The sequence below is a fragment of the Actinomadura sp. GC306 genome, from assembly GCF_004348665.1.
In the GTDB taxonomy this organism is placed as follows: Bacteria; Actinomycetota; Actinomycetes; order Streptosporangiales; family Streptosporangiaceae; genus Spirillospora.
On sequence record NZ_SMKM01000071.1, the window covers coordinates 1 to 26,250 of the forward strand.

Consider the following 26,250-nt stretch of genomic DNA (forward strand, 5'->3'; position numbering starts at 1 on the left):
CCCGTTAGGTGGGGGATGGGCGGGGGGTGTGGTGTTCTAGGGCGGGCATTGAGCCGGCGGCCAGGTGGGCCGCCCAGAACTCAGACTTGCGCAGCTCCGGGTCGTCCGGCGCCTTCGCCCCCATCTTGGCGCAGAGGCCGGTGACGAGTTCAGAGACGACCTCGCCGTGCGTGCACACGATGGTGGGGACGCCGTCCTCGACCAGGGAAAGCAGCCGGTCCATCGCCCGCTCCGGGGTGGTGGCGCCGACCGTGAACGCCGGGTCGGTGACGACGGGCGCGCCCGTGCGGCGCGCGTACGGCAGGACGGTCTCCACACAGCGGGCCGTCGCCGAGCTGATCAGCCGGGCCGTCCCGTAGGTGTGCAGCAGGGCCGCGAGGGCGGTCGCCTCGGCGCGGCCCGCGGCGTCCAGCGGGCGCAGCTCGTCCGCGTCGCGCCACTCCGCCTTCTCCCCCGCGGACGCGTGCCGCAGGATGACCAGCGGCGAGGTGTCCAGCGGGCCGTCCAGGAACTCGTGCAGCAGCGCGACGTCGTGCTGGTAGCTGAGCCTGGCCGCGGCCTCCTCGGCGGGCAGCCACGCCAGCTCGTCCACCTCGTCGTTGGGCGTCAGGGCGCCCGCGGTGACCGGGCGCGCCGCCCAGTAGTCGACCCGCTTGGTGCGCCCGCCGACCGGATAGGTGCTGGTCGGCAGCCGGCGGCCGAGCCGCGCGACGATGCCGGTCTCCTCCTCGATCTCGCGGACGGCGGCGCGCAGCACGTGCTCGCCCCGGTCGACCTTGCCCTTGGGGAACGACCAGTCGTCGTAGCGGGGCCGGTGGACGACCGCGAACTCGGGGCCGTCCCGCCACAGCAGCGCCCCGGCGGCCCGGACGACCTCGCCCGCCGCCGCAGTCGGAGTCGGAGTCGGCATCGGAATCGGAATCGGAGTCTCAGGCATCGACCGTCCTCCACCGGCGGCTCTTGACCAGATGGGTCTGGATGTCGCGCAGCGGCTCGGCGTCCCCCGGCCCGGCCGTCCGCCGCGTCCACGTGCCGTCGCCGGCCAGCGCCCACGCGTCGGTGCCCTCGTCCATGGCCATGTCGATCAGCGACAGCAGCTCGTCGCGCTGCGCCCGGTCGGTGACGGTCACGAGCGCCTCCACGCGGCGGTCGAGGTTGCGGTGCATGAGATCGGCGCTGCCGATCCACACCTCAGGTTCCCCGCCGTTCTCGAAAGCGAACACCCGGGAGTGCTCCAAAAACCGGCCGAGCACGCTCCGCACCCGGATCGTCTCCGACAGTCCGGGTACGCCGGGACGCAGCGCGCAGATGCCGCGGACCCAGATGTCCACCGGCACCCCGGCGCGGGACGCCCGGTACAGCGCGTCGATGACCACCTCGTCCACCAGCGAGTTGCACTTGATCCGGACGCGCGCGGAATGCCCGGCCCGCCGGTTGTCGATCTCGTGCTCGATCCGCTGGACCAGCCCCGGCCGCAGGCTGTGCGGCGCGACGAGCAGCCGGTTGTAGGAGCTCTGCCGCGAGTAGCCGGTGAGGTGGTTGAACAGGGCGCTGACGTCCTCGCCGACCTCGGGGTCGGCGGTGAGCAGCCCGAAGTCCTCGTAGAGCCGGGCGGTCTTCGGGTGGTAGTTGCCGGTGCCGATGTGGCAGTAGCGGCGCAGCTGGCCGTCGGAGTCCTGCCGGACGATCAGCGCCAGCTTGCAGTGGGTCTTCAGCCCGACGAACCCGTACACGACGTGGCAGCCGGCCGTCTCCAGCTTGCGCGCCCACGCGATGTTGGCGCGCTCGTCGAACCGGGCCTTCAGCTCGACCACGACCACGACCTGCTTGCCGGCCTCGGCGGCGTTCATCAGCGCGTCCACGATCGGGGAGTCGCCGCTCGTCCGGTAGAGCGTCTGCTTGATCGCGAGGACGCGCGGGTCCGTCGCGGCGTCCTCGATCAGCCGCTGGACGGTCGTGGTGAACGAGTCGTAGGGGTGGTGGACGAGCACGTCCCGCTCACGGATCGCGGAGAAGATGTTCGCGTCCTCCGGGATCGCCTCCTTCGACGGGACGAAAGGGGGGTACTTCAGCTCCGGGCGGTCGAGGTCGGCGATGGCCGCGAGGCCGCCGAGGTCGAGCGGGCCGCCGACGCGGTAGATCTGGCCCTCGTCCACCGCCAGCTCCGAGGTCAGCAGCTCCAGCACGCCGTCGGAGATCGACTCCTCGACCTCCAGCCGGACCACCGGGCCGAACCGGCGGCGCAGCAGCTCGCGCTCCAGCGCCTGCAGCAGCCCCTCGCTGATGTCGTCGTCTATCTCGAGGTCCTGGTTGCGGGTGACGCGGAACGCGTGGTGCTCGACGACCTCCATCCCGACGAACAGCTGGCCGAGGTGCGCGGCGATGACGTCCTCCAGCGGCGTGAACCGGTCGGGGGACGCCTCGATGAAGCGCGGCAGCAGCGGCGGCACCTTGACCCGGGCGAACATCGTCGCGTCCGTCTCCGGGTCGCGGACGATCACCGCGAGGTTGAGCGACAGGCCCGAGATGTAGGGGAAGGGGTGTGCGGAGTCGACCACCAGCGGGGTGAGCACCGGGTAGATCCGGTCGCGGAAGAACCGCCGCAGGCTCTCCTGCTCGGTCTCGGCCAGCTCGTCCCAGCGCAGGATGTCGATGCCCTCCTCGCCGAGCGCGGGGCGGATCACGTGCCGGAAGCAGGCGGCGTGCCGGCCCATCAGCTCGTGCGCGACGACCCCGGTGCGCTCCAGGACCTCGCGGGGCTGCCGGCCGCTGGCGGACTGGACCGCGAGCCCGGTCGCCATCCGGCGGGCGAGACCGGCGACCCGCACCATGAAGAACTCGTCCAGGTTGCTGGAGAAGATCGACAGGAACCGGACGCGCTCCAGCAGCGGGAGGCCGGGGTCCTCGGCGAGCTCCAGGACGCGCTGGTTGAACCTGAGCCAGCTCTCCTCCCGGTCGAGGAAACGGTCGTCGGGCAGCGTTCCCGCCGCCTGGGGGAGCTGTCCTGGGTTGACGGTCATACCAGTGATTGTCCCTACGCAAGGTGAACGACGGTCGAACTCGGTTGATTCGCCCAACTATCAGACACCCCGATCATGCCCTGAGTTCCCCCAGATCACTCCCTGTTCGCCGGGGTGGCCGGCCTTCCGGAGCCACCCTTTCGGACGCGGATGTGACGTTCCCCGCACGCGATCGTGGTTTGGGGGCGTACAGGGGATTCGCGGGGGAGGTGATCCTGGCGTTCGAGAGACCCTTGGCCAGGGGCCGGACCTGGGTACATGGGGGGCGTGGTCCTTCACGAATCCTCCCCCGCCTCGCTGTTCTGGCCGCGCTGCACGGCCGTCCCCGGATGCACCGGGCGTGCCGCGGAACCGGCCGGGGGGTGCCCGGCGCATCTCGACCCGCGCGAGTTCGAGCGGTTCATGGACGCGCTGCGCCCCGGTGCCGAGGTCGACCTGCGCGGCGTCACCGTCCCGTCGTGGCTGCTGGAGGCGGTCCTGGACGCCGTGACCGGCCGGGACGGGCGGCCCCACCTGGGCCGCACGCGGTTCGACGGGGCGGTGCTGCCGTCCGACGCGGCGCTGCGCGGCTTCTGCGTCGAGGGCGACAGTTCGTTCGACGGCGCCTGCTTCCTCGGCGTCGCGTCCTTCCACGACGCGCGGTTCTTCGGCAACGCCTCGTTCCGGGACGTGCGCTTCGGGCGGGACGCCTCCTTCGAGGGCGCGCGCTTCCACCGGCACACCTCGTTCGAGCAGACGGTGTTCACCGGCGCGGCCGGCTTCGCCGAGGCGCGCTGGCTCGTCGACGCCTCGTTCCGGCACGCCGCGTTCGTGGGCCCGGCCGCGTTCGACCACGCCGCGTTCGGGCGGGACGCGGCGATGGAGGGGACGTCCTTCGGCGGGGAGGCCGCGTTCCGCCGCGTGCGGGTGGCGCGGCACGCCCGGTTCGAGCGGGCGAAGTTCCGCCGGGGCCTGCGGCTCGGGCCGCTGGTCGCCATCGGCGGGATCTCGCTGGCGGACGCCGTCGTGCACGGCGGGCTGCACGTCCACGCCGCCGCCCGGCGGGTCACCGCGCGCGGGACGACCGTCTACGGCGACGCCGACTTCGCGCTGCGCTACGCGGACCTCGACCTGGCGGGCGCCGCCTTCACGGGCGCGGCGTCCGTGCGTTCGCTCCCCGAGCCGATACCGGGGGTCATGGAGCCGTCGTGGCCCCCGGCGGGCGTCCGGCTCACGTCCGTGCAGCGGATCGACGCGCCGCTGCTCCAGGTCACCGGCGTCGACCTGGGCGAATGCGCCCTGCCCCGGCGTCCCGAACGGCGCGCCGGCGGCCGTCCCCCGGCCCCGCGCCGGTCGTGGCTGCGCCGCGCGACCGGACGTTCTTGACCTTTAGTTTCCGGCTGGTTCCGGCAAGTTCCAGCAAGATCCGCTTATGCGGCGCTGTTTTGTCAGACCCCCGGGTAATGATTTGTGGTATGAGCAGAGACACCCATCCGGGGGCGCAGTGCCCGCACTGCCAATCGCATCTCGCGCTCGTCCCCGTGCCTGGAAACTCCGCCGCCACCGCCGTCCCGCTCCTGCCCGTCGTCCAGAAGGAGGAATGGCAGCCGCCGCCCGTCGCCGAGGTCCTCGCGGTTTACGCCGGCCGCGCCAAGGACACCGTAACCGCCGCGCGCGGCGCCGCCAAGGTCAGGGAAAGCCTCAACCGCGCAAGGGCAAACGCCGCCCAGCGGAGAGCCGCCCAGAAAACCGCCCGCCACACCCCCCGAAGCGCCTGATCACAACCCGGCGGCAAAAACCCCCTTGGCCCCCTTCAAAGGCAGAAGCCGGCGAGGAAGCCGGCGGTGAGCGGGGCGATGTGGCGGAGCCTGTCCTCCAGGGCGAAGTGGCCGGTGTCGAAGACGTGCAGGTCGGCGGCCGGGAGGCCGCGCAGATAATCGGCGGTCGAGCACCTGGCCTGGGGCGGGACGGCCGTCACGGCGAGCGTCCGGCGTATCGGCGGGTACGGCGTCCGGCTCGCCGCCCACCTCGCCGAGGACGCCGCGGCGTTCCTCGCCGGGCCGGACATCGGCCGGTCCGGGCCTGCGCGGCCGAGGACTGCACGCTGCTCTTCCTGCCCGCGCATCCGCGGCGCCGCTGGTGCTCGGCGGCCCGCTGCGGAAACCGCGTACGCGTCGCCCGCTACTACGCGCGCCACAAGGAGGATTGAGGGCGCGAAGGGTATGTTCGGGTGTTACGTCCGCCCATGAGGTGCGCTCAAGCCCGCCAAGTACCTCTAATATTTGCTCAATGGCAAGCGGCTGCCCCGCCTGATGTCCGGTCGCCATGCCCGGCCGAAGGAGCTGATCGATGACCGCGATGCACAGTCGCGGTGCGGAACGGCTGCTCGGTGTCGCCGGATCCCCCCACCTGCTGCTCGTCGAGGACGACCCCGGCGACGCATTCCTGTTCGAGGAGCTGCTCAGCGAGGCGCAGCCCGGCGTGCGGATCACCGTCGCGACCACGCTCGCCGAGGCCATCGACGCGCTGCGGCCCGACATCCAGTGCGTCATCGTCGACCTGTCGCTGCCGGACGCCGACGGGCTCGACGCGCTGCGCCGGATGCGCGAGTACGCACCGTCCATCGCCGTCCTCGTGCTGACCGGCCTCGCCGACGCCCACGTCGGCGTGGAGGCCGTCGCCGCCGGCGCACAGGACTACCTGGTCAAGCAGGACGTGGACAGCGCGCTGCTCACCCGGGCGATCAGCTACGCCATCGAACGCAAGCGCGCCGACGAGTCCGAGCGGCAACTGGTCGAGGCGCGGGCGCTGAGCCGGGAGAACGCCCGGCTGGAACGCGGCCTGCTGCCCGTCCCGATCCTGAAGGACACGACGCTGCGGCACCACACCCGGTACCGGCCGGGCCGCGACCGCGCGCTGCTCGGCGGCGACTTCCACGACACCGTGGAGACCGGCGACGGCGCGGTGCACGTCGTGATCGGCGACGTCAGCGGGCACGGCGCGGACGAGGCGTCCCTCGGCGTCCGGCTCCGGATGGCGTGGCGCACGCTCGTCCTCGCCGGGCACACCGGGGCGCGGCTGCTCGACACGCTCGACGCCGTCCTGCAGCACGAGCGCTGGAGCGACGAGATCTTCACCACGATGTGCACGCTGACGATCGCCCCGGACCGGCGCAGCGCCCGGCTGCACCGCGCCGGGCATCCGCGCCCGCTGTTCTTCGGGCCCGGCGGTGTCGAGCCCGTCGCCGACGAGCCGCACGGTCCCGCGCTCGGGCTGTTCCCCGGTGTGGACTGGCCGGCCCTCGACCTCGAACTCGGCGACGCGTGGGGGCTGCTGCTCTACACCGACGGGCTCATCGAGGGCTCCGCCGGCGACGACTACCTCGACCTGGCCGGGCTGCTGGAACTGGCGAAGATCGCGTACGGGGACGGGCGGCGCGGCGAGATCCTCGTCGACGGGCTCATCGCGGAGGCCGAGCGGCTGAACGGCGATGTCCTGGCCGACGACCTCGCCGTGCTGCTGCTGAGCCGAGGGGAGGCTTGATGACCACCGAACCGCCCGAGGGGGACGCGCCGCCCGAAGGGGAGCGGAAGCGGAGGCTGACGGTCTCCGGGCCGGCGATCGTGCTGCCGGCCGCGGACGTCCCCGCGGGGCACGGGATGGGCCGGCTGCGGCTCGTCCAGATCTACCGGCTCGGCTCGTTCATCCTCGGGCTGCTCCTGCTCGCCGTGTTCGTCCAGGCCGGGATGGCCCTGTACGGCAACCACCAGGCGCGCAGCGTGCTCGTCGACCAGGTCGACCCCGCGGCGCTGCAGCAGTTCCGGCTCTCGTCCGCGCTCACCACCCAGGACGCGGCGATCCGCGACTACGCCCAGGACGGCGGGAAGGCGCACCTCGCCGAGTACCGGTCGGCGGTCGAGCAGGAGCGCAAGGCCGCCGCGGCGATGCGCGACCTGCTGGCCGGGGTGCCGGGCAGCGACGACGTGTTCCGCCTGCTGGACAGGACGCGCGCCGACGCGCGGGCCTGGCGGGCCGGGTACGCCGAGCGGGTCGCCGCCGGTCCCGGCGGGCAGGGCATCGACCGCGCGGAGAACCAGGAGGCGCGGCGGCTGCACAACCGGGCGCGCGGCGACCTGACGCCGCTGCAGGCCGGCGTCACCCGGGTGCACGACCGGGCCGCCGACCGGCTGCGGTCCCGCGCGAACACGGCGATATGGTCGACGGCCGCCGCGCTCGTCCTGGTCCTGGTGGCCGCGCTCGCCCTCGCCGTGCTGATCAAGCGCACCGTGCTGACCCCCGTGTCGTCGCTGACCGGACGGGTCCGCGCCGTGTCGCAGGGCGACTTCGCGCACCCGCTGGACGTGCCCGGCCCCGCGGAGATCAACGAGCTCGCGGCGATCATCGACGCGATGCGCACCCGGATCATCGACGAGTGGCGGGCCAGCGTCGACAAGACCCGGCAGCTCGACGAGCAGACCGAGGAGCTGCGCCGCTCCAACGCCGAGCTGGAGCAGTTCGCCTACGTCGCCAGCCACGACCTGCAGGAGCCGCTGCGCAAGGTGGCGAGCTTCTGCCAGATGATCGAACGCCGGTACGGGGACCAGCTCGACGAGCGGGGGCAGCAGTACATCGCGTTCGCCGTGGACGGGGCGAAGCGCATGCAGGCGCTCATCAACGACCTGCTGAGCTTCTCCCGGGTGGGCCGCATGTCGCGTCCGGAGGAGGCGGTCGACCTCGACGAGGTCGCCCGGCAGGCGCTGGACAACGTGGCGACGCTGCGGGAGGAGACCGGCGCGGAGATCGAGGTCGGGGACCTGCCGGAGGTGTCCGGCGACCGGACCCAGCTCACCCAGCTCATCCAGAACCTCGTCGGCAACGCGCTGAAGTTCCGGCGCGAGGACGTCCCGCCGCGCATCGTCATCGACGCCGAGCGGACCGGGGACGAGTGGGAGTTCCGCTGCTCCGACAACGGCATCGGGGTCGAGCCCCGCTACGCCGACCGGATCTTCCTGATCTTCCAGCGGCTCCACCCGCGCGACGAGTACGCGGGCACGGGCATCGGCCTGGCCCTCTGCAAGAAGATCGTCGAGTACCACGGTGGCCGCATCTGGCTCGATCCCGACGGCAACGGCGACGAACCCGGCACCGTGTTCCGCTGGACGCTGCCGGCCGACCGCGTCCCGGTGGCCGTGGCCGCCGGCGGCACCGATCACAACGGACAAATCGATAACCGCCAATGAGCAAGGACACACATATATGAATGACGGCCCGCGCCCCATCGAGGTCCTGCTCGTGGAGGACGACCCCGGCGACGTCCTGCTCACCGTCGAGGCGTTCGAGCACAACAAGGTCCACAATTCGCTGCACGTCGTCAACGACGGCGAGCAGGCCATGGAGTTCCTGCGCCGGGAGGGCGAGTACGCGAACGCGCCGCGTCCCGACCTGATGCTGCTCGACCTCAACCTGCCGCGCAAGGACGGCCGGGAGGTGCTCCAGGAGGTCAAGGAGAACGAGGAGCTGCGCCGCATCCCGGTCGTCGTGCTCACGACGTCCGAGGCCGACGAGGACATCCTGCGCAGCTACAACCTGCACGCCAACGCCTACGTCACCAAGCCGGTCGACTTCGACCAGTTCATCTCCGTGGTGCGCCGGATCGACGACTTCTTCGTGACGGTGGTCAAGCTCCCGCGCTGACCCGGCGCGGAGCGCCGCCCGGCTCAGCCGCCCCGGCCGATCCAGTCGACGCAGACGATCACCGCGTCGTCGGCCTGCTCGCCGTCCCCCTGGTGGGCGAGGAGCTGCCGGATCATGGTGCGAGCGGCCTCGGGCGGTTCCTGCAGCCGGGTGCGGCGCAGGGCCCGCAGCAGGGCCTGCTCCCCGTACCGCTCGCCCTCGGGGGACAGCGCCTCCTGAACCCCGTCGCTGACGACGACCAGCCGGTCCCCCGGCTCGGCGGTGAACTCCTCGGTGACGTACCGGGTGTCGCCGAACATCCCGAGCGGCAGCTGCGCGTCGAACCCGATGCGGTCGATGGAGCTCCCGCGCATGCGCAGGACGATCGGCGACCCCGCGTCGACCACCCGGACCAGCCCGGTGGCGAGCTCGAACTCCAGCAGGAGGGTGGCCATGTGCCACTCGCCGCGGTGCCGCGCGAACAGGGTCTGGTCGGCGAGCGCGGCCTGCTCGGCGATGCCCTCGCCGGTCCGCCGCGCGTTGCGCAGCGCGCTGATCGCCAGGTTGGTCAGCGCCGCCGCCTCCGTCCCCGAGCCCATGCCGTTGCTGACCGTCAGCGTGAGCCGGTCCGCGGACGCGGCCCAGTCGAAGTTGTCGCCCCACACCGCGTAGGCGGGTTCGAGCTGCCCGGCGAAGCGGAACTCGGCGGCGTCGAAGGACGGGGCGGCCAGCAGGTCCCACTGCATCTCGGCCGCCACCGTCAGCCGGCCCCGCCGCCGCAGCCGCCGGAACAGGTCCGTGGCCTCGTTGGCGATCTTCAACGCGCGGGCGGTGAGGGAGCCGAACTCGTCCAGCCACGGCGGCTCGCCGGCCGGGAGGCGGACGCTCAGCACCCCCAGCCGCTCGCCCTGCACGGTCAGCGGCAGGTGGACGAGCCGGGCGCCGTCCGGATCCGGCGGTTCCCGGACGATCCGCTGCGCGGCGAACGCCCGCCCCGGCGCGGTGTTGTCGACCGGGAGGTCGTCGCGGCCGGGAAGCGTCCGGACGAGGTACGCCTGCCGGTAGTCGATGAGCAGCAGTTCGGCGCCGGTCCCGTTCGCGTGGCGTTCGACGAGCCCGGTCGCGACGTCGATCAGCTCGTCCGGGGCGGCGGCCCACAGCGCCTCCGCGAGCATCGTGAGATCCGTGGTCGGGGGTTCGTCGTCCATCGGGATCCTTGCCAGGTAAGGGGTGGCGGCGCCGGCCGGTGCGGCCGGAAAGGCCCTGCCGGATGCCCCGGGCAGCGTCTTATGTAACAGTGGACGGCATGGTGGACACGCCGAGTGAGGGCACGCCCGAGTCCCTGGCGGCGCTCGACGACGCCGCCTCGACCCTGATGAGCGTCTGGTCCAGTGCGCACAACTCCCCTGACGTACCCGTTCCGGCCACCCAGCTACGCGCACTCTTCATCGTGGAGCGCGGTCCGGTCAACATGACCCGGCTCGCGGAGGAGCTCGGCGCGCTGGTGTCCTCGGCGAGCCGGCTGTGCGACCGGCTGGAGGCGTCCGGGCTGCTGACCCGCGACCACGGCCGGGACCGCCGCGAGGTGACGGTCCGGCTCAGCGCCGACGGGGAGGCGCTGCTCGACCGGCTCCGGGTCCGCCGGCGCGCGGACCTCGCGCGCATCCTGGCGTCGATGCCCGCGCCCGCGCGGGCCGCGCTGCTGTGGGGGCTGAAGGAGTTCCGGGAGGCCGCGGCCAACTCGGACGTGGACGGCGACTCCATTTCGCTGCTCGCCTGAGCTGCTCGCCCGAATGGCAGGCAAATATTCCGATTTGGCGGAATCTGTCGGAACTCGTCAATTCCTCCGGGATCTTCGGGGAATATAGCAATTCTCGCGAGCGACGCCGCGCAAAACTTCGCCAATTCCGCTACGTACCCACTTCCCGCCGCTAATATCGCGGCCCATGGCGACCAATAATCCCCCGCGGCTTCATCGCCGCGCCCTCACCGCCGGGCTCGTGCCGGCGGTGGCCGCCGCGCTGCTGCTCGGCGGATGCGGCGGCTCGTCACCCGGCACCGCGGCGGCGCAGGAAGGGGGCGCGGCCACCGGCAAGGCCGGTGCGGGCGAACGGGCCGGCGCGGGCAAGGTGCCCGAGGCCACCACCTACACCACCGTCCGGGGCGCCCCCGAGGACTCATCACCCGACGGCGCCACCGACGGCCTGGTCGTGAACCCGGCCAAGGCCGTGCCCGTGCACGACCGGCCGGACGGCCGCGTCATCGCCACGCTGCCCGCCAAGCAGCTGGACGGCCCCACCTGGGTCCCCGTGGTGGAGACGTCCGGCGACTGGCGGCGGGTGCTGCTGCCGAGCCGCCCCAACCGCTCCACCGGCTGGATCTCCGGCAAGGGGATGCGGACCGCGCGCACGCCGTACACGATCCGTGTCGACCTCGGCGCGCGGACGCTCACGCTGCTGAGGTCCATGCGGGAGGTCGGCCGGTGGAAGGTGGCGATCGGCGGTCCGCAGACCCCGACGCCCACCGGCCGGACGTTCGTCCTGGCCACGCTCACCCGGGACAAGAAGGCTCCGAGCCGGATCGTCCTGCCGCTCGGCACCCATTCGGCGACCCTCGACTCCTTCGGCGGCGGGCCGGGCACCGTCGCGCTGCACGGCTGGCCCGACGCCTCCGTGTTCGGCAGGGCCGTCTCCCACGGCTGCGTCCGCGTCCCGGACGCCGCGCTGAAGGCCCTCTCACGGGTCCCGCTCGGGTCCCTGGTGTTCATCAACGGCTGACCGGCCGGCCAGGTTCGCCCACACTCTCAAGGAAATCGGAGAAACACTCATGCGTTACAGCCATGCCGTCAGGGGCTTCGTCGCCACCGGGCTCCTCACCACCGGGCTCGCCGCGGGCCTCCTCTCGGCCCCGGGCACCGCCCTGGCCGCCCAGCCGCAGGGCGAGGGCTCCGCGTACGGGCTGACGGCCTCCGGGCCGGTGTCCGTCCCGCCGGTGCCCGCCGTCTCCTCGACCACCGAGACGGTCCGCAAGAGCCTGCTGAGCGAGCGGAGCACCGACCTCGTCAAGGCGTCCGCGCTGGACGTCAGCGCGTCCCCGGACCGCGCCAAGTCGTCCGTCGCGGACGCCGTCGTCCCGGCCGCGAAGCTCCGGGCCGACGCGGTCACCGCCAAGTGCCAGGGCGGGGAGGGCGCGGCGCACCTCGCCGACGCCGTCATCGCGGGCAAGCGGCTCGACGCGTCCCCGGCGCCCAACACCACGATCCCGGTCAACGTCGAGGGCCTGGGCCGCGCCGCGCTGACGCTCAACAAGCAGGAGCGCATGGCCGACGGGCGCCTCGCCGTCACCGCGATGGAGCTGGAGCTGCCGCTGCCGGGCAAGGCGGCGAACGTCCGGATCGCGTCCGCGACCTGCGGCCAGCAGCCGGGCGGCCCGGGCGGTCCGGGCGAGCAGCCGTCCGACGCGCCGGCGCCGACCCCGGTCGAGCACGACCTGCCCGTGACCGGCTGACACGGCACCGGCTGACACGCACCGGCTGAGCCGACGCACGCCTCGGCACAACGGCCCGGCGGGGGCATCCCGCCGGGCCGTCGCCGTCAGACGGCGAGCGACTTCTCGAAGTGCACGATCGCGCCCTCCCGGTGGACGCGATCGGCGATGTGCAGTTCCTCCGTGAACGCCCGCATCAACTGGAGCCCCCGCCCGTGCTCGGCGAGCAGCGGGACCTCCTCGCTCCCCCAGCCCGCTTCGCCCCCGGCCTCGGCCTCGATGTCAACGCCGGCCATCGCGGCGGCGTCGCCCGAGCCCCCGTCGATCACCTCGACGACGCATCGCGTCCCGTCCATCCGCGCACGCACCTCGTACTCTTTCGCGTTCGCCGCGTGCTGGATGACGTTCGCGCAAGCCTCCCCCAAAGCGAGCGCGATATCGGCACGGATTTCCGAGGAGACCCCCAGTCCGCGCAGCGAGGCATCGAGCGTGTGCCGCACCAGCGGAGCGCTCTCGGCGTTCCTCGGCAGGGTCATTTCGAGAACGACCTCCATGCCATTCGCCTCCGTTCCCTCTAGCAGGCAGGTTTCCCGCTGATCTTCCGCGGAAACTCAAGGCACCAGAAAAACGAGGGTCACGGATTCTTTTCCGCGCGGCCGACTTCGCCTTTGCCCACCGCGTGGGCTCCGCCGCCCGGTGGTCAGCCGCCGGTCAGGTCGGCGGCGATGTCGCGGTCGCCGTACCCCTCGGGAGCCGCGACCTCGACGACCGGTTCGGGACGGTCGTCGAACTCCACCCGCAGCGCCCGCGACATCGTCGCGTGCATCTCGTACATGCAGGTGATGTAGGTGAGCTGGAGGATCTCCTTGTCGGAGAGGTGCCTCTTGAGGACGTCGAAGATGCCGTCGGCGACCCGGCCGCCGTCCAGGACGAGACCGTCGGTGTAGGCGAGGACGGCCCGCTCCAGCGGCGAGTAGCAGTCGGCGGTCTGCCACTGCGGGATCGCCTCGATCTTCTCCTCGGGCATGCCGAGCGCCCGCATCTGCTTGCAGTGCTGCGAGAAGACGAACTGGCTGCCGCGCGCCCAGCCCGCCCGGCACTGGCCGAGCTCGCGCAGGACGGGGTCGAGCTCGGCGTTCCGGTAGAGCTGGAACCCCTTGACCGCGTGCCGGAACACGTCCGGGGACTGGGCGAAGACCGTCCACCAGTCGCCGGGCGTGCCGGTGGCGGTGCCGTGGTCGACGGCCGGGTCCCGGTCGGGCGCGAACAGGTGGTCGTAGAAGAAGAGGATCAGCTCGTCGGTGACCTCGGCGCGGGGCACTTCACGCAGTCGGGGCATGCTCGTCCTTCGGGATGGTGCGGTCGGCGGCGGTCTTGGGTTCGTGGGAGACGTCGGACTCGTCGAACGTCCGCGTCCAGCAGGCGAATTCGAGGAGGATGCCGTCCGGGTCCTGGAAGTAGAACGAGCGGACGAACACGCCCTCGTTCACGTCCGCGGACAGGCCCATCGGGCTGTCGTCGTGGTTCAGGATCGGGCTGACCGTGACGCCCTTCTCCTTGAGCCGCCGCCGGTAGTCCTCGAACTTGTCGACCGGGACGTGGAACGCCACGTGGTTCATCGACCCGACGGCGCTGAGCAGCTCGCCCTGCTCGGGGCGGCCGGCGGGCGCGGAGATGCCGGGGACGGGGTCCGGCGCGTCCGGGAACCAGAAGAACGCCAGGCAGTCGCCGCCGCCGCAGTCGAAGAAGAAGTGCTGGCCCATGCCGGCCGGCAGGTCGAGCGTCTTGATGAGCGGCATCCCGAGGACGCCGGAGTAGAAGTCGATGGTGCGCTTCATGTCGGACGACACGAGCGCCAGATGGTTGATGCCACCGAGCTCGAACTCGGTGTTGCCGCCGGTCATGAGACCTCCCCACCGCGGACGCGGGGCCGCGCCCCGGCCGCGCGCACCGGCGCGCCGCCGCCCGCAGTCGACGTGCCCGCAGTTGACTTGCCCGCAGTTGACTTGACAGTCATATCAACTTTTCCGATGCTCGGATACTGTTCCCCCGGACATCCGATTGTCAAGGCCGGCGGAAGGACACCGACATGCGCAGCGGGGACGCCCCGGGCGGGCCGCAGGCACCGCTCACCGAGCGCGGCGCCCGCACCAGGGAGCGCCTCCTCGCCGCCGCGCGCGAGGTGTTCGAGGAGCGCGGGTTCCTGGACACCCGCGTCGCGCACATCACCCGGCACGCCGGGGTCGCGTACGGCTCCTTCTACACCTACTTCCCGTCCAAGGAGGCGGTGTTCCTGGAGGTCGCCGACCGGCTGTTCGCGGACATGACCGAGCACGCCCTCGAACCGGCGGCCGGCCCGTCCCCCGCCGACCGCGTCCGCCGCGCCAACCGCGCCTACTACGAGGGCTACCTGCGCAACGCGAAGATGATGGCGATCATCGAGCAGGTCGCGACGTTCAACGGCGAGTTCCAGGAGATGCGGCGCAAGCACCGGGCCGCCTCCACGGCGCGGTCGGCGAAGGCGATCGAGCGCTGGCAGCGGGCGGGGCTCGTGCCCGCCGACCTCGACCCCGAGCTCGCGGCCGGGGCGCTCGCCACGATGGTCGACCACTCGCTGTACCTGTGGCTCGTCCAGGGGGACGACGCCGACGCCGGACGCCTTCTCGATACCCTCGACGCCCTCACCGTCCGAGCCCTCGGCCTGCCGACCTGAAGGAGACCCGTGGCCCCTCTCGACCCCTCCCCCACGTCCTTTTCCGCTCGGCACGGGGCCCGCGCATGAGCGCCCCGGACGCCGCGCTCGCCGCCCGCCTCGGCACGCCCGTGTCGGGCCTCGTCCGGCTGTCGGGCGGCGCCAGCCGCGAGACCTGGGCGTTCGACGCGGACGGCCGCCCGCTGATCCTGCGCCGCGACCGGCCCGGGTCCCTCGACCCCGCCGCGCTGCCGCGCGAGGCCGCCCTGCTGGCCTCCGCCGCGGCGGCCGGCGTGCCCGTCCCCGAACTCGTCGACCACGGCGACGACCTGGGCGGCGTCCCCTTCCTGATCATGGGGCGGCTGTCCGGCGAGACGATCCCCCGGCGGCTGCTGCGCGACGAGCGGTTCGCGGCCGTGCGCGGCCGCCTCGCCCGCGACCTGGGCGGCATCCTGGCGCGGCTGCACACGATGGAGCCCGTCCCCGGCCTGTCCGACGAGGACCCGCTCGCCCTGCTCGTCGCGATCTACGAGGACCTCGGCGAGCCGCGTCCCGCCGTCGAGCTCGCCCTGCGCTGGCTGCGCGACAACCGCCCGCCCGCGTCCGGCCGCCGCACGGTCGTGCACGGCGACTTCCGCAACGGCAACCTGATGATCGACGCGGACGGGGTGACGGGCGTCCTCGACTGGGAGCTCACCCACCTCGGCGACCCGGCCGAGGACCTCGGCTGGCTGTGCGTGAAGGCGTGGCGCTTCGGCTCCCCGCACGCGGCGGGCGGCTTCGGCTCCCGCGAGGACCTCCTCGCCGGCTACGCCGAGGCGGGCGGCACCCCGCCCACCCCCGAGGAACTCCGCTGGTGGGAGGTCTACGGCACCCTGCGCTGGGCGATCCTGTGCCGGCACCAGGCCGAGCGCTTCCTGAGCGGGACGGACACGTCCATCGAGTTCGCCGCCCTCGGGCGGAGGGTCTGCGAGCAGGAGCACGACCTCCTCCTGGCGCTCGGGCTGACCGAGCCGATGACCGTCCAGGACCCGCTGGAGACCGCCCAGGCCACCGCGACGCCGCCCCATGACCGCCCTGACGCGGCCACCCTGATCGAGGCCGTGGGCGCGTTCCTCAAGGAGGCTGAGCAACCCGACGAACGGCTCCGCTTCCACGCACGCGTGGCCATGTCCGTGCTCCGCATCGCGCGCCGCGAGATCCTCCTGGCCGACGCGCACAAGGCCGCCCACCGCGAGCGCCTGGCCGCGCTCGGCTGCGACACCGACGCCGACCTTGCGAAGGCGATCCGCGAAGGCGCCCTGGACGACCGGAGGGACGAGGTGGTCGCCGCGGTGCGGGCCTCCGTCGTGGACAAGCTCACCGTGGCCAACCCCGGCCACCTGGCCCTTCCCGGCTGACGAACCAAAGCTCCTGGCGGTGCGTCAATTGAATTGAACACACCGTAAGGAGCAAAATTGATCCGTCCCTTTCGCGCCGTGGCCGTCCTCATGCTGGGCGCCGGCCTCGTGCTGACCGGCTGCCAGGTCAACAGCCACACGTGCCGGAACGGCGAGTGCCACGTCACCACGACCGGGACCAACAACGCCAACCCCCTGGAGATCAACGACTGGGAGATCCGGGTCACCGCCCTCTCCGCCGACTCGGCCACCTTCAGCGTGGACCGCTCGCGCAGGGTCGAGATCCCGGTGGGCCAGTCCGCACGGGTCGGCCGCACCACGATCACGGTCACCTCGATCGAGGGCGAGACGATCAAGTTCGACATCGAGTAACGACGTACATCCGTGGGACGCCCAGGAGGTCGACCTAGACCCCGAGGCAACGACCCGGAACATGATCCGGCGGCGGACGAAGAGGGGGCGTCCGCCGCCGGATCACGTTCCGAGCAGGCGATCCGCGGCGTGTGAGGGGTTTGTGAGCGGGGCGCGGCAGCCTCGGGCGCATGGATTACGCGTTCCAGGCGGAGAGCCTGGTCAAACGGTTCGGGGCCACTACCGCCCTGGCCGGAGTGGAGCTCATGGCACGGCCGGGCACTGTGCTCGGTGTCCTCGGGCCTAATGGCGCTGGGAAGACTACGGCGGTGCGGATTCTGGCGACGCTGCTGCGGCCCGACGCGGGCCGGGCGGAGGTCTGCGGGCTGGACGTCGTGCGGGACGCCGCCGAGGTGCGGGAGAGGATCGCCCTCACCGGGCAGTACGCGTCCGTGGACGAGGATCTCACCGGCATGGAGAACCTCGTCCTCATCGGGCGGCTCCTCGACATGCGCAAGGCCGAGGCGCGGGCCCGCGCCGCCGAGCTGCTGGAGCGGTTCGAGCTGTCGGAGGACGCCGGGCGCCGGGTGGCCACCTACTCCGGCGGGATGCGGCGCAGGCTCGACCTCGCCGCGAGCATGGTCGGGCGGCCCGCCGTGATCTTCCTGGACGAGCCGACGACCGGCCTCGACCCCGGCCGGCGGGAGGAGGCGTGGCGGCTGATCCGGTCGATGACCCGCGACGGCGGGACGGTCCTGCTGACCACCCAGTACCTGGAGGAGGCCGACGCGCTCGCCGACGAGATCACCGTCATCGACCGCGGAGCGGTCATCGCGTCCGGCACGCCCGCCGAGCTGAAGCGGGTCACCGGCGGGCAGACGATCGTCGTGCGGCCCCGCGATCCGGGACGGCTCATCGAGGTCGCCGCGATCCTGAACGCGGTGTCGGGCCGTGCCGCCGAGACGCCGCGCAGGGACGTGGTGGGCGTGCCGGTCGGCGGAGACGGGGAGCGCGCGTTCGCCGAGACCGTGCAGCGGCTGGCGGCCGCCGGGATAGGCGTCGCCGAACTGTCGCTCCGCCTGCCCAGCCTCGACGAGGTCTTCCTCACGCTCACCGGCCACCGCGCGGAGAAGGAGGCGGCATGAGCGAGCCAGAGGGGCGAGGCGCCGTCTTGACCGAGGAGCGCCGGGAGTGGGGGACGAGCCAGGGAAGGCGGCCGGAACGGGGTCATCGGCTGGCGCGGCACAGCCTGCTGCTGGCGGGGCGCAGCCTGACCAAGACCCGGCGGAACCCGGGGCTGCTCAGCGACGCGCTGTTCATGCCGATCCTCTTCCTGCTGCTGTTCGTCTACCTGTTCGGCGGCGCGGTCGCCGGATCGACGCGGGAGTACCTGCAGTACGTCTTTCCCGGCGTCCTGGTGATGACGCTGCTGCTGGTGGGGATGCTGTCGACCGGCCTCAGCATCAACACGGACATCAAGAAGGGCGTGTTCGACCGGTTCCGGAGCCTGCCGATCGGGCGGTCCGCGCCGCTCACCGGCATCGTGCTGGGCGATCTGATCCGCTACGTCGTGGCGGCCTGCGTGCTGTTCGCGACCGGTTACCTGATGGGGTTCCGGGTCGAGACCGATGCGGCGTCGGCGGTGGCGGCGGTCGCGCTGTCGACCGCGCTGGGCTTCGCGCTGGGCTGGGTCAACGTCCTCATCGGGGTGCTGATCAAGGAGGAGGTCATCGTGCAGACGGTGGCGTTCCTCGGGATCTTCCCGCTGGCGTTCGGGACGGACATGGTCGTCCCGGCCGAGACGCTGCCGGGCTGGTTGCGGGCGTGGGTCGAGGTCAATCCGGTCAGCGACGCCGTGGACGCCTCGCGCGGGCTCCTGCTCGGCGGGCCCGTCGCCGGTCCGGCGACGGCGACGCTGCTGTGGTCGGCGGGGTTCCTCGCCGTGTTCTGCCCCCTGGCCGTGTACGCCTACCGGCGCCGCGCCTGATCCCCCTGTAGCTGATCGCCGAGCAGGGCGAGTGCTCCTGGGACGTCCAGGCTGCCGCCGCGGTCGCGGGCGGCGCGGTAGGCGCGCTCGCCGAGCGTCCGGCGCAGCGGCCGGGTCACCAGCACGACGTCGGGGTTGTGCGCGTCCGGCGCCCCGCGCAGCACGGCCGCCGCGCCGAGCAGTGCCGCCGCCGCCCGCGGGTCGGCGGCGGCGCGCAGCCGGGCGGTCGCGTAGCCGGCGACGGCGGCGATCGGGATGTCCGGTGCACCGACCGCGAGGGTGAGAGCGGTGCGCAGGTGCCGCCGCGCCGCGTCCGGGTCGTCGCGGTCGAGCGCCAGCTGGCCCCGCGCGGCCTCCAGCAGCGAGCGGTACTGCGGGTAGGACGGGACGCGGTCGAGTTCGCGCTCGGCGGCGTCGTACTCCTCAAGGGCCTCGGCCGTGGAACCGGCGTGGCGGGCGAGGTCCCCCAGGGCGAGCCGGACGGGCACCAGGTGGCGCGCCGGCGTCCCGGCGCCCGGGGCGACCATCGCGGCGAGTTCATCCCGCGCCCGTGCCACGTCGCCCGACCTGGCGCGGGCGACGGCGAGCATGACCCGCTGCATGCCGGCGTCGTCCTGTCCCAGCGTGCGCAGGAGCCCGATGGCCTCCTCCAGCGTGGCGATGGCCTCGCCGAACCGTCCGGAGACGGTCTGCGCGTCGGCCGCGAAGGTGAGCGTGAGCGCCAGCCCGGCCCGCTCCCCGGCCTCGCGGAACCCGGCCTCCGCAGCGGTGATGTCCTCGTGGGCCGCGTCCATCTCGCCCCCGTTGCCGTTGAGCATCGCCCGCGTCAGATACAGCGTCGCCCGCGTCCACGGGTCGGGCTCGGGCAGCCGGCGGTCGATCGCGGCCAGGCCGCCCGCGTTGTCGCCGGTGAGCAGCGCGGCGGCGGGTTCGGCCAGCGCGGCCAGGGGGTGCGCGGCCCGCTCGGGAAGCCGGCCGATGAGCGGGTCGTCGCGGGCGTCGCCGCCCGACATCACGGTGTGGAACAGGTAGCCGCCGAGCGCGGCCGCCTCCGCGTCCCCGGGGACGGTCCCGCGGCCCGGCACGTGCAGCGCGGTCCGCAACCGCCGCGCCGCCTCGGCGTGGTCACCCTGGATCATCCAGAACACCGCCAGCGCCGCGCCGAGGCGCACGGCGGTCCCGGCGTCGCCGCGCTCAGTGGCGAACTGGAGCGCGGCGAGGAGGTTGTCGCGCTCAGCAGCCAGCCGGGGGATCCATTCGAGCTGCTCGGGACGGCGCAGCCGCGGTTCGGCCCGTTCGGCCAGCTCCAGGAAGCACGCGGCGTGCGCGGCCCGGACCCGCCCGGTCTCCCCGGCCTCGGCAAGCCGCTCCCGCCCGTACTCCCGGATGGTCTCCAGCATGCGGAAGCGCGGCTCGGCGCCCTCGACGGCCTGGAGCAGCGACCGGTCGGCCAGCGATTCGAGGACGTCCAGCGCGTCCGGACGGCCGGTGACGCGGGCGGCGGTGTCCGGGGTGATCGTGCCGGGGAACTCCGCGAGCCGCTCGGCGAACCGGCGCTCCGCGTTGTCCAGCAGGTTCCAGCTCCACGCGACGACCGCCCGCAGCGTCCGGTGCCGCGCGAGCGCCGTGCGGTTCCCGCCGTTCAGCAGCCGGAACCGGTCGCCGAGCCGGGCGGCGAGCTGGTCCAGCGGCATCGAGCGCATCCTGGCCGCGGCGAGCTCGATCGCCAGCGGGAGGCCGTCCAGCCGCCGGCAGATCTCCGCGATGGTCCTGGGGTCGCCGGTGAACCCCGGCCGGACGGCCGCGGCGCGCTCGGCGAACAGCGCGGCGGCCGCCGGGACGCCGAGCGGCGGCACGGGGCACAGCGCCTCGCCGTCGACCCCGAGGCGCTCCCGGCTCGTGGCGAGGACCCGCAGGCCGGGGCAGGTGCCGAGCAGCTCGCCCGCCAGCCGCGCGGCGGCCTCCACCACGTGCTCGCAGTTGTCCAGGACGATCAGCGTCTCGTCGGCCGACAGCGCCTCGGCCAGGGTGGTGCCGTCCCGCAGGCCGAGCACGCCCGCGACCGCCCGGGGCACCTCCACAGGCTCGTCGACCGGTGCCAGCTCCACGACCCACACCCCGCCCGGGAACCGCCCGGCCAGCTCCGTCGCGACCGTGGTGGCGAGCCGGGTCTTCCCCGCGCCGCCGGCTCCGACGAGGGTGACGAGCCGCCCTTCCCAGAGGCGCCGCGCGACCCACGCGCGCTCCTCCTCCCGGCCGACGAAGCTGGTCACCGCCGCCCGCAGGTTCCCGCGCACCCGGTCCTGGGGGACGGCCCGCAGAACGGCCAGGTACGCGTCCTGCAACTCGCGTCCAGGGTCGGTGCCCAGCTCCTCGGCCAGGACGCCCCGGAACCTCTCGAACACCGCGAGCGCCTCGGCGGACCGTCCCGCCCCGTGCAGGGCCTCGACCAGCAGGACGCGGAGCCGCTCCCGCAGCGGGTGCCGCGCCGCCAGCTCCTCCAGCTCCGCCACCAGCGGCCCGGGGGCGGCGCCCGCGGCCAGCTCGGCGGACATCCGGTCCTCCGTCGCCGACAGCCGCAGCGCCTCCAGCCGGACGGCCGCGGCGTCCGCGAACGGCGCACCGGCCGCGTCCGCGAGAGCGTCCCCGCGCCAGAGGTCCAGGGCGTCCCGCAGCAGCGGCAACGCGAGACGGGGGTCTCCGGCCCGCAGCGCTTCGCCGCCGTTCCTGGCCAGCCGCTCGAACTCCGCCGCGTCCACGGACTCGACGTCGAGAGCGTAGCCCCCGGGAACCGAACGCAGCGGCCCCGCGGGCAGGCACCGCCGCAACCGCGAGACGAGCGCCTGCAACGCGTGCACCCGGTCCTTGGGTCCGCCGTCCGGCCACAGCGCCTCCACGAGGGCGTCGGCGGTGACCGTCCGCCCCGCTTCCAGCGCCAGCCTGGTCAGCAGCACCCGCAGCCGCGCCCCGCCGACCACGATGTCCTCGCCCCGGTCCGTCACGACCAATGGCCCAAGGACTCCGACCCGCATTCATCCATAGTGCCGGAAGGAGCGGCGGGTCGGCGGACGCCTCAGAAGCCGCCGGCCCGGCCGGCCGGGCCGGAGTCCCGCGCTCCCGGCCGGAGGTCAGGGCCGGAGGGACGCGTTGAGGCGGGCGGCCTGGCGGGTCAGGTGGCCCCGTTCGGCGAGGGTGGGGGCCTTGCGGGCCGCCTCCGCGTACAGGCGCGCCGCCGTCACCGGGTCGCCGTCGCGTTCGTGGAGGTACGCCGCCACGGCGGTGTAGCGGGGCAGGGAGTCGTCCAGCTCCGCCAGGGCCTTCAGGCCGGCGCGCGGGCCGTCCGCCTCGCCCACGGCCACCGCGCGGTTGAGCCGGACGACCGGGCTGCCCGTCAGGCGCACGAGTTCGTCGTACCACTCGACGATCTGCACCCAGTCGGTCTCCTCGGCGGCGAGCGCGTCGGCATGGAGGGCGGCGATGGCGGCCTGGGCCTGGAATTCGCCCAGCCGGTCGCGGGCCAGGGCGGCCTGGAGGATCTCGATGCCCTCGGCGATCAGGCCGGTGTCCCAGCGGCTCCGGTCCTGGTCAGCGAGCGGCACGAGGCCGCCGTCGGGTGCGGTGCGGGCGGCGCGCCGGGCGTGGTGGATCAGCATGAGGGCGAGCAGCCCCGCCACCTCGGGGTGGTCGATCACCGCGGCGAGCTGCCTAGTCAGCCGGATCGCCTCTGCGGCCAAGTCGACGTCCCCGGAGTAGCCCTCGTTGAACACCAGGTAGAGGACGCGCAGCACTGTCCCGACGTCGGCCGGCCGGTCGAACCGCACGCCGGAGACGGTGCGCTTGGCGCGGCTGATGCGCTGCGCCATGGTCGCCTCGGGCACCAGGTACGCCTGGGCGATCTGCCGGGTGGTCAGCCCGCCCACGGCGCGCAGCGTGAGCGCGACCGCCGACGACGGCGTCAGCGACGGGTGCGCGCACAGGAAGTAGAGCTGGAGCGTGTCGTCCACGCCGGACGCGGGACCCGGCGGCGGCTCCTCCTCGACGGCGTCCTCGCGGCGGCGGCGGGCGGTCTCCGCCTTGGTCGCGTCGAGGAACTTGCGCCAGGCGACGGTGATCAGCCAGCCCTTGGGGTCGCGGGGCGGGTCGTCCGGCCAGACCCGGATCGCCTCGACCAGCGCGTCCTGTACGGCGTCCTCGGCCGCCGCGAAGTCGGCTCCGCGGCGGACGAGGATCGCCAGGACGTGCGGGGTGAGGCTGCGCAGCAGAACCTCGTCCACCTGCGACGTCACTCCGTGATGGTGGGCGGCGCGGTGAAGATCGGGCGCAGCTCCAGCCACTCGTGGATCGGCTTGCCGCCCGCGCCGGGCGCGGCCGACAGCTCCCCGGCCAGTTCGAGCGCGCGCTCGTAGGAGTCGACGTCGATCACCATCCACCCGGCGATGAGGTCCTTGGTCTCGGGGAACGGCCCGTCGGTGACCGGCGGGCGGCCTTCGCCGTCGTACCGCACCCACGTCCCCTCAGGCGCGAGCGCCCGCTCGTCGACGAACTCGCCGGTCTCCTGCAGCCGGGTCGCGAAGTCCGCCATGTACTGGATGTGGGCGGAGATCTCCTCCGGCGTCCACTTCTCCATCGGCACGTCGTTGACCGCCGCCGGGGCGCCGCGGTAGTGCTTCAGCAGCAGGTACTTGGCCATCGTGCATCTCCTCGGTGTCGGAGCGGCCCTCCCGGCCGCCTTCGCCACGGAGACGAAGCCGGCCGCGGGTTCTCGACATCGGCACCAGATTTTTTTCGCAGCCGTCCGTCCATGATGCCCGGCTGAGGGGATCAGGGGCGTCTGCGTCGGCGGATCCACCTCCACGAGCACATGATCAAGTTCATGAGCAGCGCGAACGACACCCACTGGAGGAACTCCCGCTGCGAGGGGACGCCGGAGTCGTAGCCGAAGATGAGAGCCGCGACACCGGTGCCCACGAAGATCGAACCGACGAGCATGGTGCCGATGGAATGGAAGTACTGGTCGAAGCAGCGCTTCCGGAAGTCGGGCTCCCCCCGCCTCGGCGGGGAGCGCAACCCCCTTACGCCCACACCGACCGCGGCCACACCACACAGAGTGAAGAACGCGTGCATGAAGGTGGTCCACACGGCGTGCCCCTTCGCTCCCGTGCATTCTCCGGTGTCGCGTCACGGGCTGCAAGGCGGTGGTTGACCTCAAGCTTGGTTCAGGAAATAGCGTCGCGGGCGCTGGACATCTACGGAAGGGGCCGCGATGGCACGGCTTGATCTTGGGCCCGTCGGGGTGACGCTCGACGTGCGGGACGGGGGCGGGCATCTCGATGACGCCGTCCTGCTGGAGAAGCTCGGGTACTCGGCGATCTGGATCGCGGGTGGGCAGCTCTCGACCCTGGACCCGTTGCGGGACGTCGTCCGGGCGACCGGGACGGTCCAGGTCGGCAGCGCGATCATTCCGGCGCGGGTGCACCCGGCCGAAGACGTGGTCGCGTTCCGCGCGGAGGTGGAGGCCACCGATGCGGGACGGCTGATCACCGGGCTGGGCGGGGTGCAGGGCGCCCGGCCGCTGCGGACCATGAACGAGTACCTCGATCACCTGGACGCGGCCGACCCGCCGGTGCCGGCGGAGGCCCGAATGCTGTCGGCGCTGGGACCGCGGATGCTGGAGCTGGCCCGCGACCGGGCGGCGGGCGCGCTGACGCTCCTGGTCAACCCGGAGTACACCGCGCACGCGCGAGAGATCCTGGGCTCCGAGGCGACCATGGCCGTGATGGAGTACGTCGTCCTCGAAAGCGATCCGCAGCGGGCCAGGGACACGGTCCGCGGCCCCATCGGGTTCCTGACACAGGTCGGCGGCTACCCGCAGAACCTCCGCCGGATGGGCTTCACCGAGGACGACATCGCAGGGCCCAGCGACCGCCTGCTCGACGACCTGGTCGCCTGGGGCGACGTCGACGCGGTCGCCGCGCGGGTGAAACTTTACCTGGACGCGGGCGCCGACCAGGTCGTCCTCTCCGTGCAGCCCACCGACCCGGACGCCGTGCCCCACGCGGAGTGGCGCGCACTGGCCGGCGCCCTCATCGGCTGAGGTCAGGCTTCTTCGGGGTCGCGGCCCACGGCGTGGCGGCCGCCGTCCACGGGGAGGACGGCGCCGTTGACGAAGCTCGTTTCGTCCGAGAGCAGGTAGGCGACGACGGCGGCGACCTCGTCCGGGCGTCCGACACGGCCGACCGGGTGGAGCAGGCGCATCTCGTTCTCGATGCGCGCTGCCTCCTCCGGGGCCTGGCCTCCAAGGAACGTCTCGTAGCGTTCCGTCGTGATCGAGCCGAGCGCCACGGCGTTGGTGCGGATTCCGTGCGGGCCGTGGTCGACGGCCAAGGCCCGCGTGAGGGCCTCGGTGGCCGCCTTCGCCGTCGCGTACGGCAGGGAGCCGCGCACCGGCCGCTGCGCCTGGTGGGACGACACGTTCACGATGGCGCCGCCCGTCCCCGCGTCCCGGAAGCGGCGGACGGCGGTCACGCACCCGACCACGGCCGGGTTGAGGTTCAGCCCGATCAGGTCGAGGAGTTCACTGGCGGACGGGTCCACCACGTCGCGGAACACGGCGGCGTTGTTGACCCAGCCCGCGAGCGTCCCCGCCTCCTGAGCCAGGTCGGCGGCCCGGTCCGCGACGCTCTCGTCCGCGGCGTTGCCCACGACCGGCGTCACATCGGGGTTGGCGTTGGCCCACTCGACCGCGGCCGGGTCCAACTCGATGACGACGACCTTCCCGCCGTCGGCCAGCAGGCGTTCGACGATGGCGCGGCCGACGCCGCGTCCGCCGCCGGTCACCACGTAGGACTTGCTCACGTTCGCCCTCCTCGTTGGTCCCTCCGATCTTCCGGGGCGGCGCGGCCCTGTGCCAGGCTTGCGGCGTGATCTTGGTGCGGCGGGTGTGGCTGATCAGGCATGGGCAGAGCGAGTCGAACGCGGGGCTGCCGACGAACGGGCCGGGGGCGTCGCCGCTGACCGGACTCGGGCGGCGGCAGGCGGCGCGGATGGCCGCGGCGTTCACCGCGCCGCCCGACCTCATCGTCGGTTCGCCTTTCATCCGCGCGCAGCAGACCGCGGAGCCGACCGTCGAGCGGTTCCCCGAGGTGCCGTACGAGGAGTGGCCCGTCCAGGAGTTCACGTTCCTGGGCCGGCTGCACAGTCCGCAGACCACCGGGGAGCAGCGGCGGCCCTACGCCGAGGAGTACTGGGAACGGCTCGACCCCGCCTACGTCCACGGCCACGACGGGGAGTCCTTCCAGGCGCTCATCGCGCGCGCCCGCGCCCTGCTCGACCGGCTCGCCGAACGGCCCGAGGACGGCCTGATCGCGGTGTTCACGCACGGCGTCTTCATGAAGGCCGTGATGTGGTCGCTGCTGACCGGCGTCACCGACCCCGACGCCGCGGCGATGCGGAGCTTCCGTGACTTCCTCGGCGCGTGCGACGTCCCCAACTGCTCCGTCATGGAGCTGTGGCGGCCGAGCGGCACCCAGGGCTGGCGCGTAGTCGGCGGCGGGACGCTGCACCTGGACGAGACGTCCACCACCCAGCAACCCGCCTCCCCCGCCCGCTTCGACTAGCGGTCGGCACCTCGTTGACTTGCGGCGTGTTGCCCTTATGGAGCGC

27 protein-coding genes are annotated in these 26,250 nt (G+C 73.0%); 15 read left to right on the forward strand and 12 right to left on the reverse strand.

Going from position 1 to position 26,250, the window contains the following annotated elements; translation table 11 throughout:
• Positions 1 to 4: 4 nt before the first annotated feature.
• A complete protein-coding gene (locus E1200_RS12975; RefSeq protein WP_207933321.1) occupies positions 5 to 910 on the reverse strand; it encodes an NUDIX hydrolase in 906 nt (301 codons plus the stop codon).
• Between the two features lie 19 nt (positions 911 to 929).
• Complete coding sequence (locus E1200_RS12980; RefSeq protein ID WP_131952121.1) at positions 930 to 3,020, reverse strand: RNA degradosome polyphosphate kinase; 2,091 nt, start codon at positions 3,018 to 3,020, stop codon at positions 930 to 932.
• A 267-nt stretch (positions 3,021 to 3,287) separates the two neighbouring features.
• Here E1200_RS12980 and E1200_RS12985 point away from each other — a divergent pair, with 267 nt between their 5' ends.
• Entirely contained in the window at positions 3,288 to 4,385 is a 1,098-nt protein-coding gene (locus tag E1200_RS12985) for a pentapeptide repeat-containing protein (RefSeq protein WP_165950298.1), read from the forward strand.
• 89 nt (positions 4,386 to 4,474) lie between these two features.
• Positions 4,475 to 4,777 (forward strand): hypothetical protein, encoded by a 303-nt coding sequence (locus E1200_RS12990; protein ID WP_165950299.1) that lies wholly within the window; start codon positions 4,475 to 4,477, stop codon positions 4,775 to 4,777.
• Between the two features lie 35 nt (positions 4,778 to 4,812).
• On the opposite strand, the gene E1200_RS34780 is transcribed toward E1200_RS12990, so the two are convergent.
• Positions 4,813 to 5,124 carry a hypothetical protein gene (locus tag E1200_RS34780; RefSeq protein ID WP_243708528.1) on the reverse strand — a complete coding sequence of 104 codons (312 nt, stop codon included), beginning with the start codon at positions 5,122 to 5,124 and terminating at the stop codon, positions 4,813 to 4,815.
• Between the two features lie 224 nt (positions 5,125 to 5,348).
• Between E1200_RS34780 and E1200_RS13000 the strand changes: the two genes are divergently transcribed.
• The 3 genes from E1200_RS13000 to E1200_RS13010 are packed head-to-tail and all read left to right on the forward strand — an operon-like array spanning position 5,349 to position 8,693.
• The gene (locus tag E1200_RS13000; protein WP_243708529.1) at positions 5,349 to 6,542 is read left to right on the forward strand and encodes a fused response regulator/phosphatase; all 1,194 of its coding nucleotides are present in this window, start codon (positions 5,349 to 5,351) and stop codon (positions 6,540 to 6,542) included.
• Positions 6,542 to 8,239 (forward strand): ATP-binding protein, encoded by a 1,698-nt coding sequence (locus E1200_RS13005; RefSeq protein WP_131952123.1) that lies wholly within the window; start codon positions 6,542 to 6,544, stop codon positions 8,237 to 8,239. Before E1200_RS13000 ends, E1200_RS13005 begins: the two co-directional genes overlap by 1 nt.
• A gap of 16 nt (positions 8,240 to 8,255) precedes the next feature.
• Complete coding sequence (locus tag E1200_RS13010; RefSeq protein ID WP_131952124.1) at positions 8,256 to 8,693, forward strand: response regulator; 438 nt, start codon at positions 8,256 to 8,258, stop codon at positions 8,691 to 8,693.
• Positions 8,694 to 8,716: 23 nt separating this feature from the next.
• Here the strand turns inward: E1200_RS13010 and E1200_RS13015 are convergent, their stop codons facing one another.
• On the reverse strand, positions 8,717 to 9,880 hold the full coding sequence (locus tag E1200_RS13015; protein ID WP_243708530.1) for a PP2C family protein-serine/threonine phosphatase: 1,164 nt from the start codon (positions 9,878 to 9,880) through the stop codon (positions 8,717 to 8,719).
• A 98-nt stretch (positions 9,881 to 9,978) separates the two neighbouring features.
• Between E1200_RS13015 and E1200_RS13020 the strand changes: the two genes are divergently transcribed.
• The 3 genes from E1200_RS13020 (at position 9,979) to E1200_RS13030 (ending at position 12,179) form a co-directional block, all read left to right on the forward strand.
• Complete coding sequence (locus E1200_RS13020) at positions 9,979 to 10,452, forward strand: MarR family transcriptional regulator (protein ID WP_131952125.1); 474 nt, start codon at positions 9,979 to 9,981, stop codon at positions 10,450 to 10,452.
• A 166-nt stretch (positions 10,453 to 10,618) separates the two neighbouring features.
• A complete protein-coding gene (locus E1200_RS13025) occupies positions 10,619 to 11,449 on the forward strand; it encodes a L,D-transpeptidase (protein WP_131952126.1) in 831 nt (276 codons plus the stop codon).
• Positions 11,450 to 11,498: 49 nt separating this feature from the next.
• The gene (locus E1200_RS13030; RefSeq protein WP_131952127.1) at positions 11,499 to 12,179 is read left to right on the forward strand and encodes a choice-of-anchor P family protein; all 681 of its coding nucleotides are present in this window, start codon (positions 11,499 to 11,501) and stop codon (positions 12,177 to 12,179) included.
• A gap of 86 nt (positions 12,180 to 12,265) precedes the next feature.
• Here E1200_RS13030 and E1200_RS13035 read toward each other — a convergent pair whose 3' ends face one another.
• The 3 genes from E1200_RS13035 to E1200_RS13045 form a co-directional block, all read right to left on the reverse strand.
• Positions 12,266 to 12,712, reverse strand: coding sequence for an ATP-binding protein (locus E1200_RS13035; protein ID WP_131952128.1), 447 nt, complete (start codon positions 12,710 to 12,712; stop codon positions 12,266 to 12,268).
• A gap of 146 nt (positions 12,713 to 12,858) precedes the next feature.
• On the reverse strand, positions 12,859 to 13,497 hold the full coding sequence (locus tag E1200_RS13040; RefSeq protein ID WP_131952129.1) for a carboxymuconolactone decarboxylase family protein: 639 nt from the start codon (positions 13,495 to 13,497) through the stop codon (positions 12,859 to 12,861).
• Positions 13,481 to 14,062, reverse strand: a complete 582-nt coding sequence (locus E1200_RS13045; protein WP_131952130.1) for a VOC family protein — start codon at positions 14,060 to 14,062, stop codon at positions 13,481 to 13,483. The genes E1200_RS13040 and E1200_RS13045 overlap by 17 nt, the downstream gene beginning before the upstream one ends.
• A gap of 185 nt (positions 14,063 to 14,247) precedes the next feature.
• On the opposite strand from E1200_RS13045, the gene E1200_RS13050 reads away from it, so the two are divergent.
• The 5 genes from E1200_RS13050 to E1200_RS13070 all read left to right on the forward strand — a co-directional run bounded on the left by E1200_RS13050 (position 14,248) and on the right by E1200_RS13070 (position 18,588).
• Complete coding sequence (locus E1200_RS13050) at positions 14,248 to 14,871, forward strand: TetR/AcrR family transcriptional regulator (protein ID WP_131952131.1); 624 nt, start codon at positions 14,248 to 14,250, stop codon at positions 14,869 to 14,871.
• Between the two features lie 65 nt (positions 14,872 to 14,936).
• A complete protein-coding gene (locus tag E1200_RS13055) occupies positions 14,937 to 16,250 on the forward strand; it encodes a phosphotransferase family protein (RefSeq protein ID WP_131952132.1) in 1,314 nt (437 codons plus the stop codon).
• Positions 16,251 to 16,307: 57 nt separating this feature from the next.
• The gene (locus E1200_RS13060) at positions 16,308 to 16,622 is read left to right on the forward strand and encodes a hypothetical protein (protein WP_131952133.1); all 315 of its coding nucleotides are present in this window, start codon (positions 16,308 to 16,310) and stop codon (positions 16,620 to 16,622) included.
• 170 nt (positions 16,623 to 16,792) lie between these two features.
• On the forward strand, positions 16,793 to 17,746 hold the full coding sequence (locus tag E1200_RS13065; RefSeq protein ID WP_131952134.1) for an ATP-binding cassette domain-containing protein: 954 nt from the start codon (positions 16,793 to 16,795) through the stop codon (positions 17,744 to 17,746).
• On the forward strand, positions 17,743 to 18,588 hold the full coding sequence (locus E1200_RS13070; RefSeq protein ID WP_131952135.1) for an ABC transporter permease: 846 nt from the start codon (positions 17,743 to 17,745) through the stop codon (positions 18,586 to 18,588). Before E1200_RS13065 ends, E1200_RS13070 begins: the two co-directional genes overlap by 4 nt.
• Here E1200_RS13070 and E1200_RS13075 read toward each other — a convergent pair.
• The 4 genes from E1200_RS13075 to E1200_RS33675 all read right to left on the reverse strand — a co-directional run bounded on the left by E1200_RS13075 (position 18,570) and on the right by E1200_RS33675 (position 23,577).
• Positions 18,570 to 21,620 carry a BTAD domain-containing putative transcriptional regulator gene (locus E1200_RS13075; RefSeq protein ID WP_131952136.1) on the reverse strand — a complete coding sequence of 1,017 codons (3,051 nt, stop codon included), beginning with the start codon at positions 21,618 to 21,620 and terminating at the stop codon, positions 18,570 to 18,572. The two genes, E1200_RS13070 and E1200_RS13075, sit on opposite strands and share 19 nt — an antisense overlap.
• 96 nt (positions 21,621 to 21,716) lie before the next feature.
• A complete protein-coding gene (locus E1200_RS13080; RefSeq protein WP_131952143.1) occupies positions 21,717 to 22,862 on the reverse strand; it encodes a DUF6596 domain-containing protein in 1,146 nt (381 codons plus the stop codon).
• An 8-nt stretch (positions 22,863 to 22,870) separates the two neighbouring features.
• Complete coding sequence (locus E1200_RS13085) at positions 22,871 to 23,278, reverse strand: YciI family protein (RefSeq protein ID WP_131952137.1); 408 nt, start codon at positions 23,276 to 23,278, stop codon at positions 22,871 to 22,873.
• A 131-nt stretch (positions 23,279 to 23,409) separates the two neighbouring features.
• Positions 23,410 to 23,577 carry a hypothetical protein gene (locus E1200_RS33675; protein ID WP_165950300.1) on the reverse strand — a complete coding sequence of 56 codons (168 nt, stop codon included), beginning with the start codon at positions 23,575 to 23,577 and terminating at the stop codon, positions 23,410 to 23,412.
• Between the two features lie 274 nt (positions 23,578 to 23,851).
• On the opposite strand from E1200_RS33675, the gene E1200_RS13090 reads away from it, so the two are divergent.
• Entirely contained in the window at positions 23,852 to 24,682 is an 831-nt protein-coding gene (locus tag E1200_RS13090) for a TIGR03620 family F420-dependent LLM class oxidoreductase (protein ID WP_131952138.1), read from the forward strand.
• 2 nt (positions 24,683 to 24,684) lie between these two features.
• On the opposite strand, the gene E1200_RS13095 is transcribed toward E1200_RS13090, so the two are convergent.
• Complete coding sequence (locus tag E1200_RS13095; RefSeq protein WP_131952139.1) at positions 24,685 to 25,443, reverse strand: SDR family oxidoreductase; 759 nt, start codon at positions 25,441 to 25,443, stop codon at positions 24,685 to 24,687.
• Between the two features lie 65 nt (positions 25,444 to 25,508).
• Between E1200_RS13095 and E1200_RS13100 the strand changes: the two genes are divergently transcribed.
• On the forward strand, positions 25,509 to 26,204 hold the full coding sequence (locus tag E1200_RS13100) for a histidine phosphatase family protein (RefSeq protein WP_207933323.1): 696 nt from the start codon (positions 25,509 to 25,511) through the stop codon (positions 26,202 to 26,204).
• Positions 26,205 to 26,250 lie beyond the last annotated feature (46 nt).

Excerpts from the sequence above, each read along its gene's own strand:
- E1200_RS12975 (WP_207933321.1), bottom strand. The coding sequence starts at position 910 with ATGCCGACTCCGACTCCGACTGCGGCGGCGGGCGAGGTCGTCCGGGCC.
- E1200_RS12980 (WP_131952121.1), bottom strand. The coding sequence starts at position 3,020 with ATGACCGTCAACCCAGGACAGCTCCCCCAGGCGGCGGGAACGCTGCCC.
- E1200_RS12990 (WP_165950299.1), top strand. The coding sequence starts at position 4,475 with ATGAGCAGAGACACCCATCCGGGGGCGCAGTGCCCGCACTGCCAATCG.
- E1200_RS34780 (WP_243708528.1), bottom strand. The coding sequence starts at position 5,124 with ATGCGCGGGCAGGAAGAGCAGCGTGCAGTCCTCGGCCGCGCAGGCCCG.
- E1200_RS13000 (WP_243708529.1), top strand. The coding sequence starts at position 5,349 with ATGACCGCGATGCACAGTCGCGGTGCGGAACGGCTGCTCGGTGTCGCC.
- E1200_RS13005 (WP_131952123.1), top strand. The coding sequence starts at position 6,542 with ATGACCACCGAACCGCCCGAGGGGGACGCGCCGCCCGAAGGGGAGCGG.
- E1200_RS13010 (WP_131952124.1), top strand. The coding sequence starts at position 8,256 with ATGAATGACGGCCCGCGCCCCATCGAGGTCCTGCTCGTGGAGGACGAC.
- E1200_RS13015 (WP_243708530.1), bottom strand. The coding sequence starts at position 9,880 with ATGGACGACGAACCCCCGACCACGGATCTCACGATGCTCGCGGAGGCG.
- E1200_RS13020 (WP_131952125.1), top strand. The coding sequence starts at position 9,979 with ATGGTGGACACGCCGAGTGAGGGCACGCCCGAGTCCCTGGCGGCGCTC.
- E1200_RS13025 (WP_131952126.1), top strand. The coding sequence starts at position 10,619 with ATGGCGACCAATAATCCCCCGCGGCTTCATCGCCGCGCCCTCACCGCC.
- E1200_RS13030 (WP_131952127.1), top strand. The coding sequence starts at position 11,499 with ATGCGTTACAGCCATGCCGTCAGGGGCTTCGTCGCCACCGGGCTCCTC.
- E1200_RS13035 (WP_131952128.1), bottom strand. The coding sequence starts at position 12,712 with ATGGAGGTCGTTCTCGAAATGACCCTGCCGAGGAACGCCGAGAGCGCT.
- E1200_RS13040 (WP_131952129.1), bottom strand. The coding sequence starts at position 13,497 with ATGCCCCGACTGCGTGAAGTGCCCCGCGCCGAGGTCACCGACGAGCTG.
- E1200_RS13045 (WP_131952130.1), bottom strand. The coding sequence starts at position 14,062 with ATGACCGGCGGCAACACCGAGTTCGAGCTCGGTGGCATCAACCATCTG.
- E1200_RS13050 (WP_131952131.1), top strand. The coding sequence starts at position 14,248 with ATGCGCAGCGGGGACGCCCCGGGCGGGCCGCAGGCACCGCTCACCGAG.
- E1200_RS13055 (WP_131952132.1), top strand. The coding sequence starts at position 14,937 with ATGAGCGCCCCGGACGCCGCGCTCGCCGCCCGCCTCGGCACGCCCGTG.
- E1200_RS13065 (WP_131952134.1), top strand. The coding sequence starts at position 16,793 with ATGGATTACGCGTTCCAGGCGGAGAGCCTGGTCAAACGGTTCGGGGCC.
- E1200_RS13070 (WP_131952135.1), top strand. The coding sequence starts at position 17,743 with ATGAGCGAGCCAGAGGGGCGAGGCGCCGTCTTGACCGAGGAGCGCCGG.
- E1200_RS13075 (WP_131952136.1), bottom strand. The coding sequence starts at position 21,620 with ATGCGGGTCGGAGTCCTTGGGCCATTGGTCGTGACGGACCGGGGCGAG.
- E1200_RS13085 (WP_131952137.1), bottom strand. The coding sequence starts at position 23,278 with ATGGCCAAGTACCTGCTGCTGAAGCACTACCGCGGCGCCCCGGCGGCG.
- E1200_RS33675 (WP_165950300.1), bottom strand. The coding sequence starts at position 23,577 with ATGCTCGTCGGTTCGATCTTCGTGGGCACCGGTGTCGCGGCTCTCATC.
- E1200_RS13090 (WP_131952138.1), top strand. The coding sequence starts at position 23,852 with ATGGCACGGCTTGATCTTGGGCCCGTCGGGGTGACGCTCGACGTGCGG.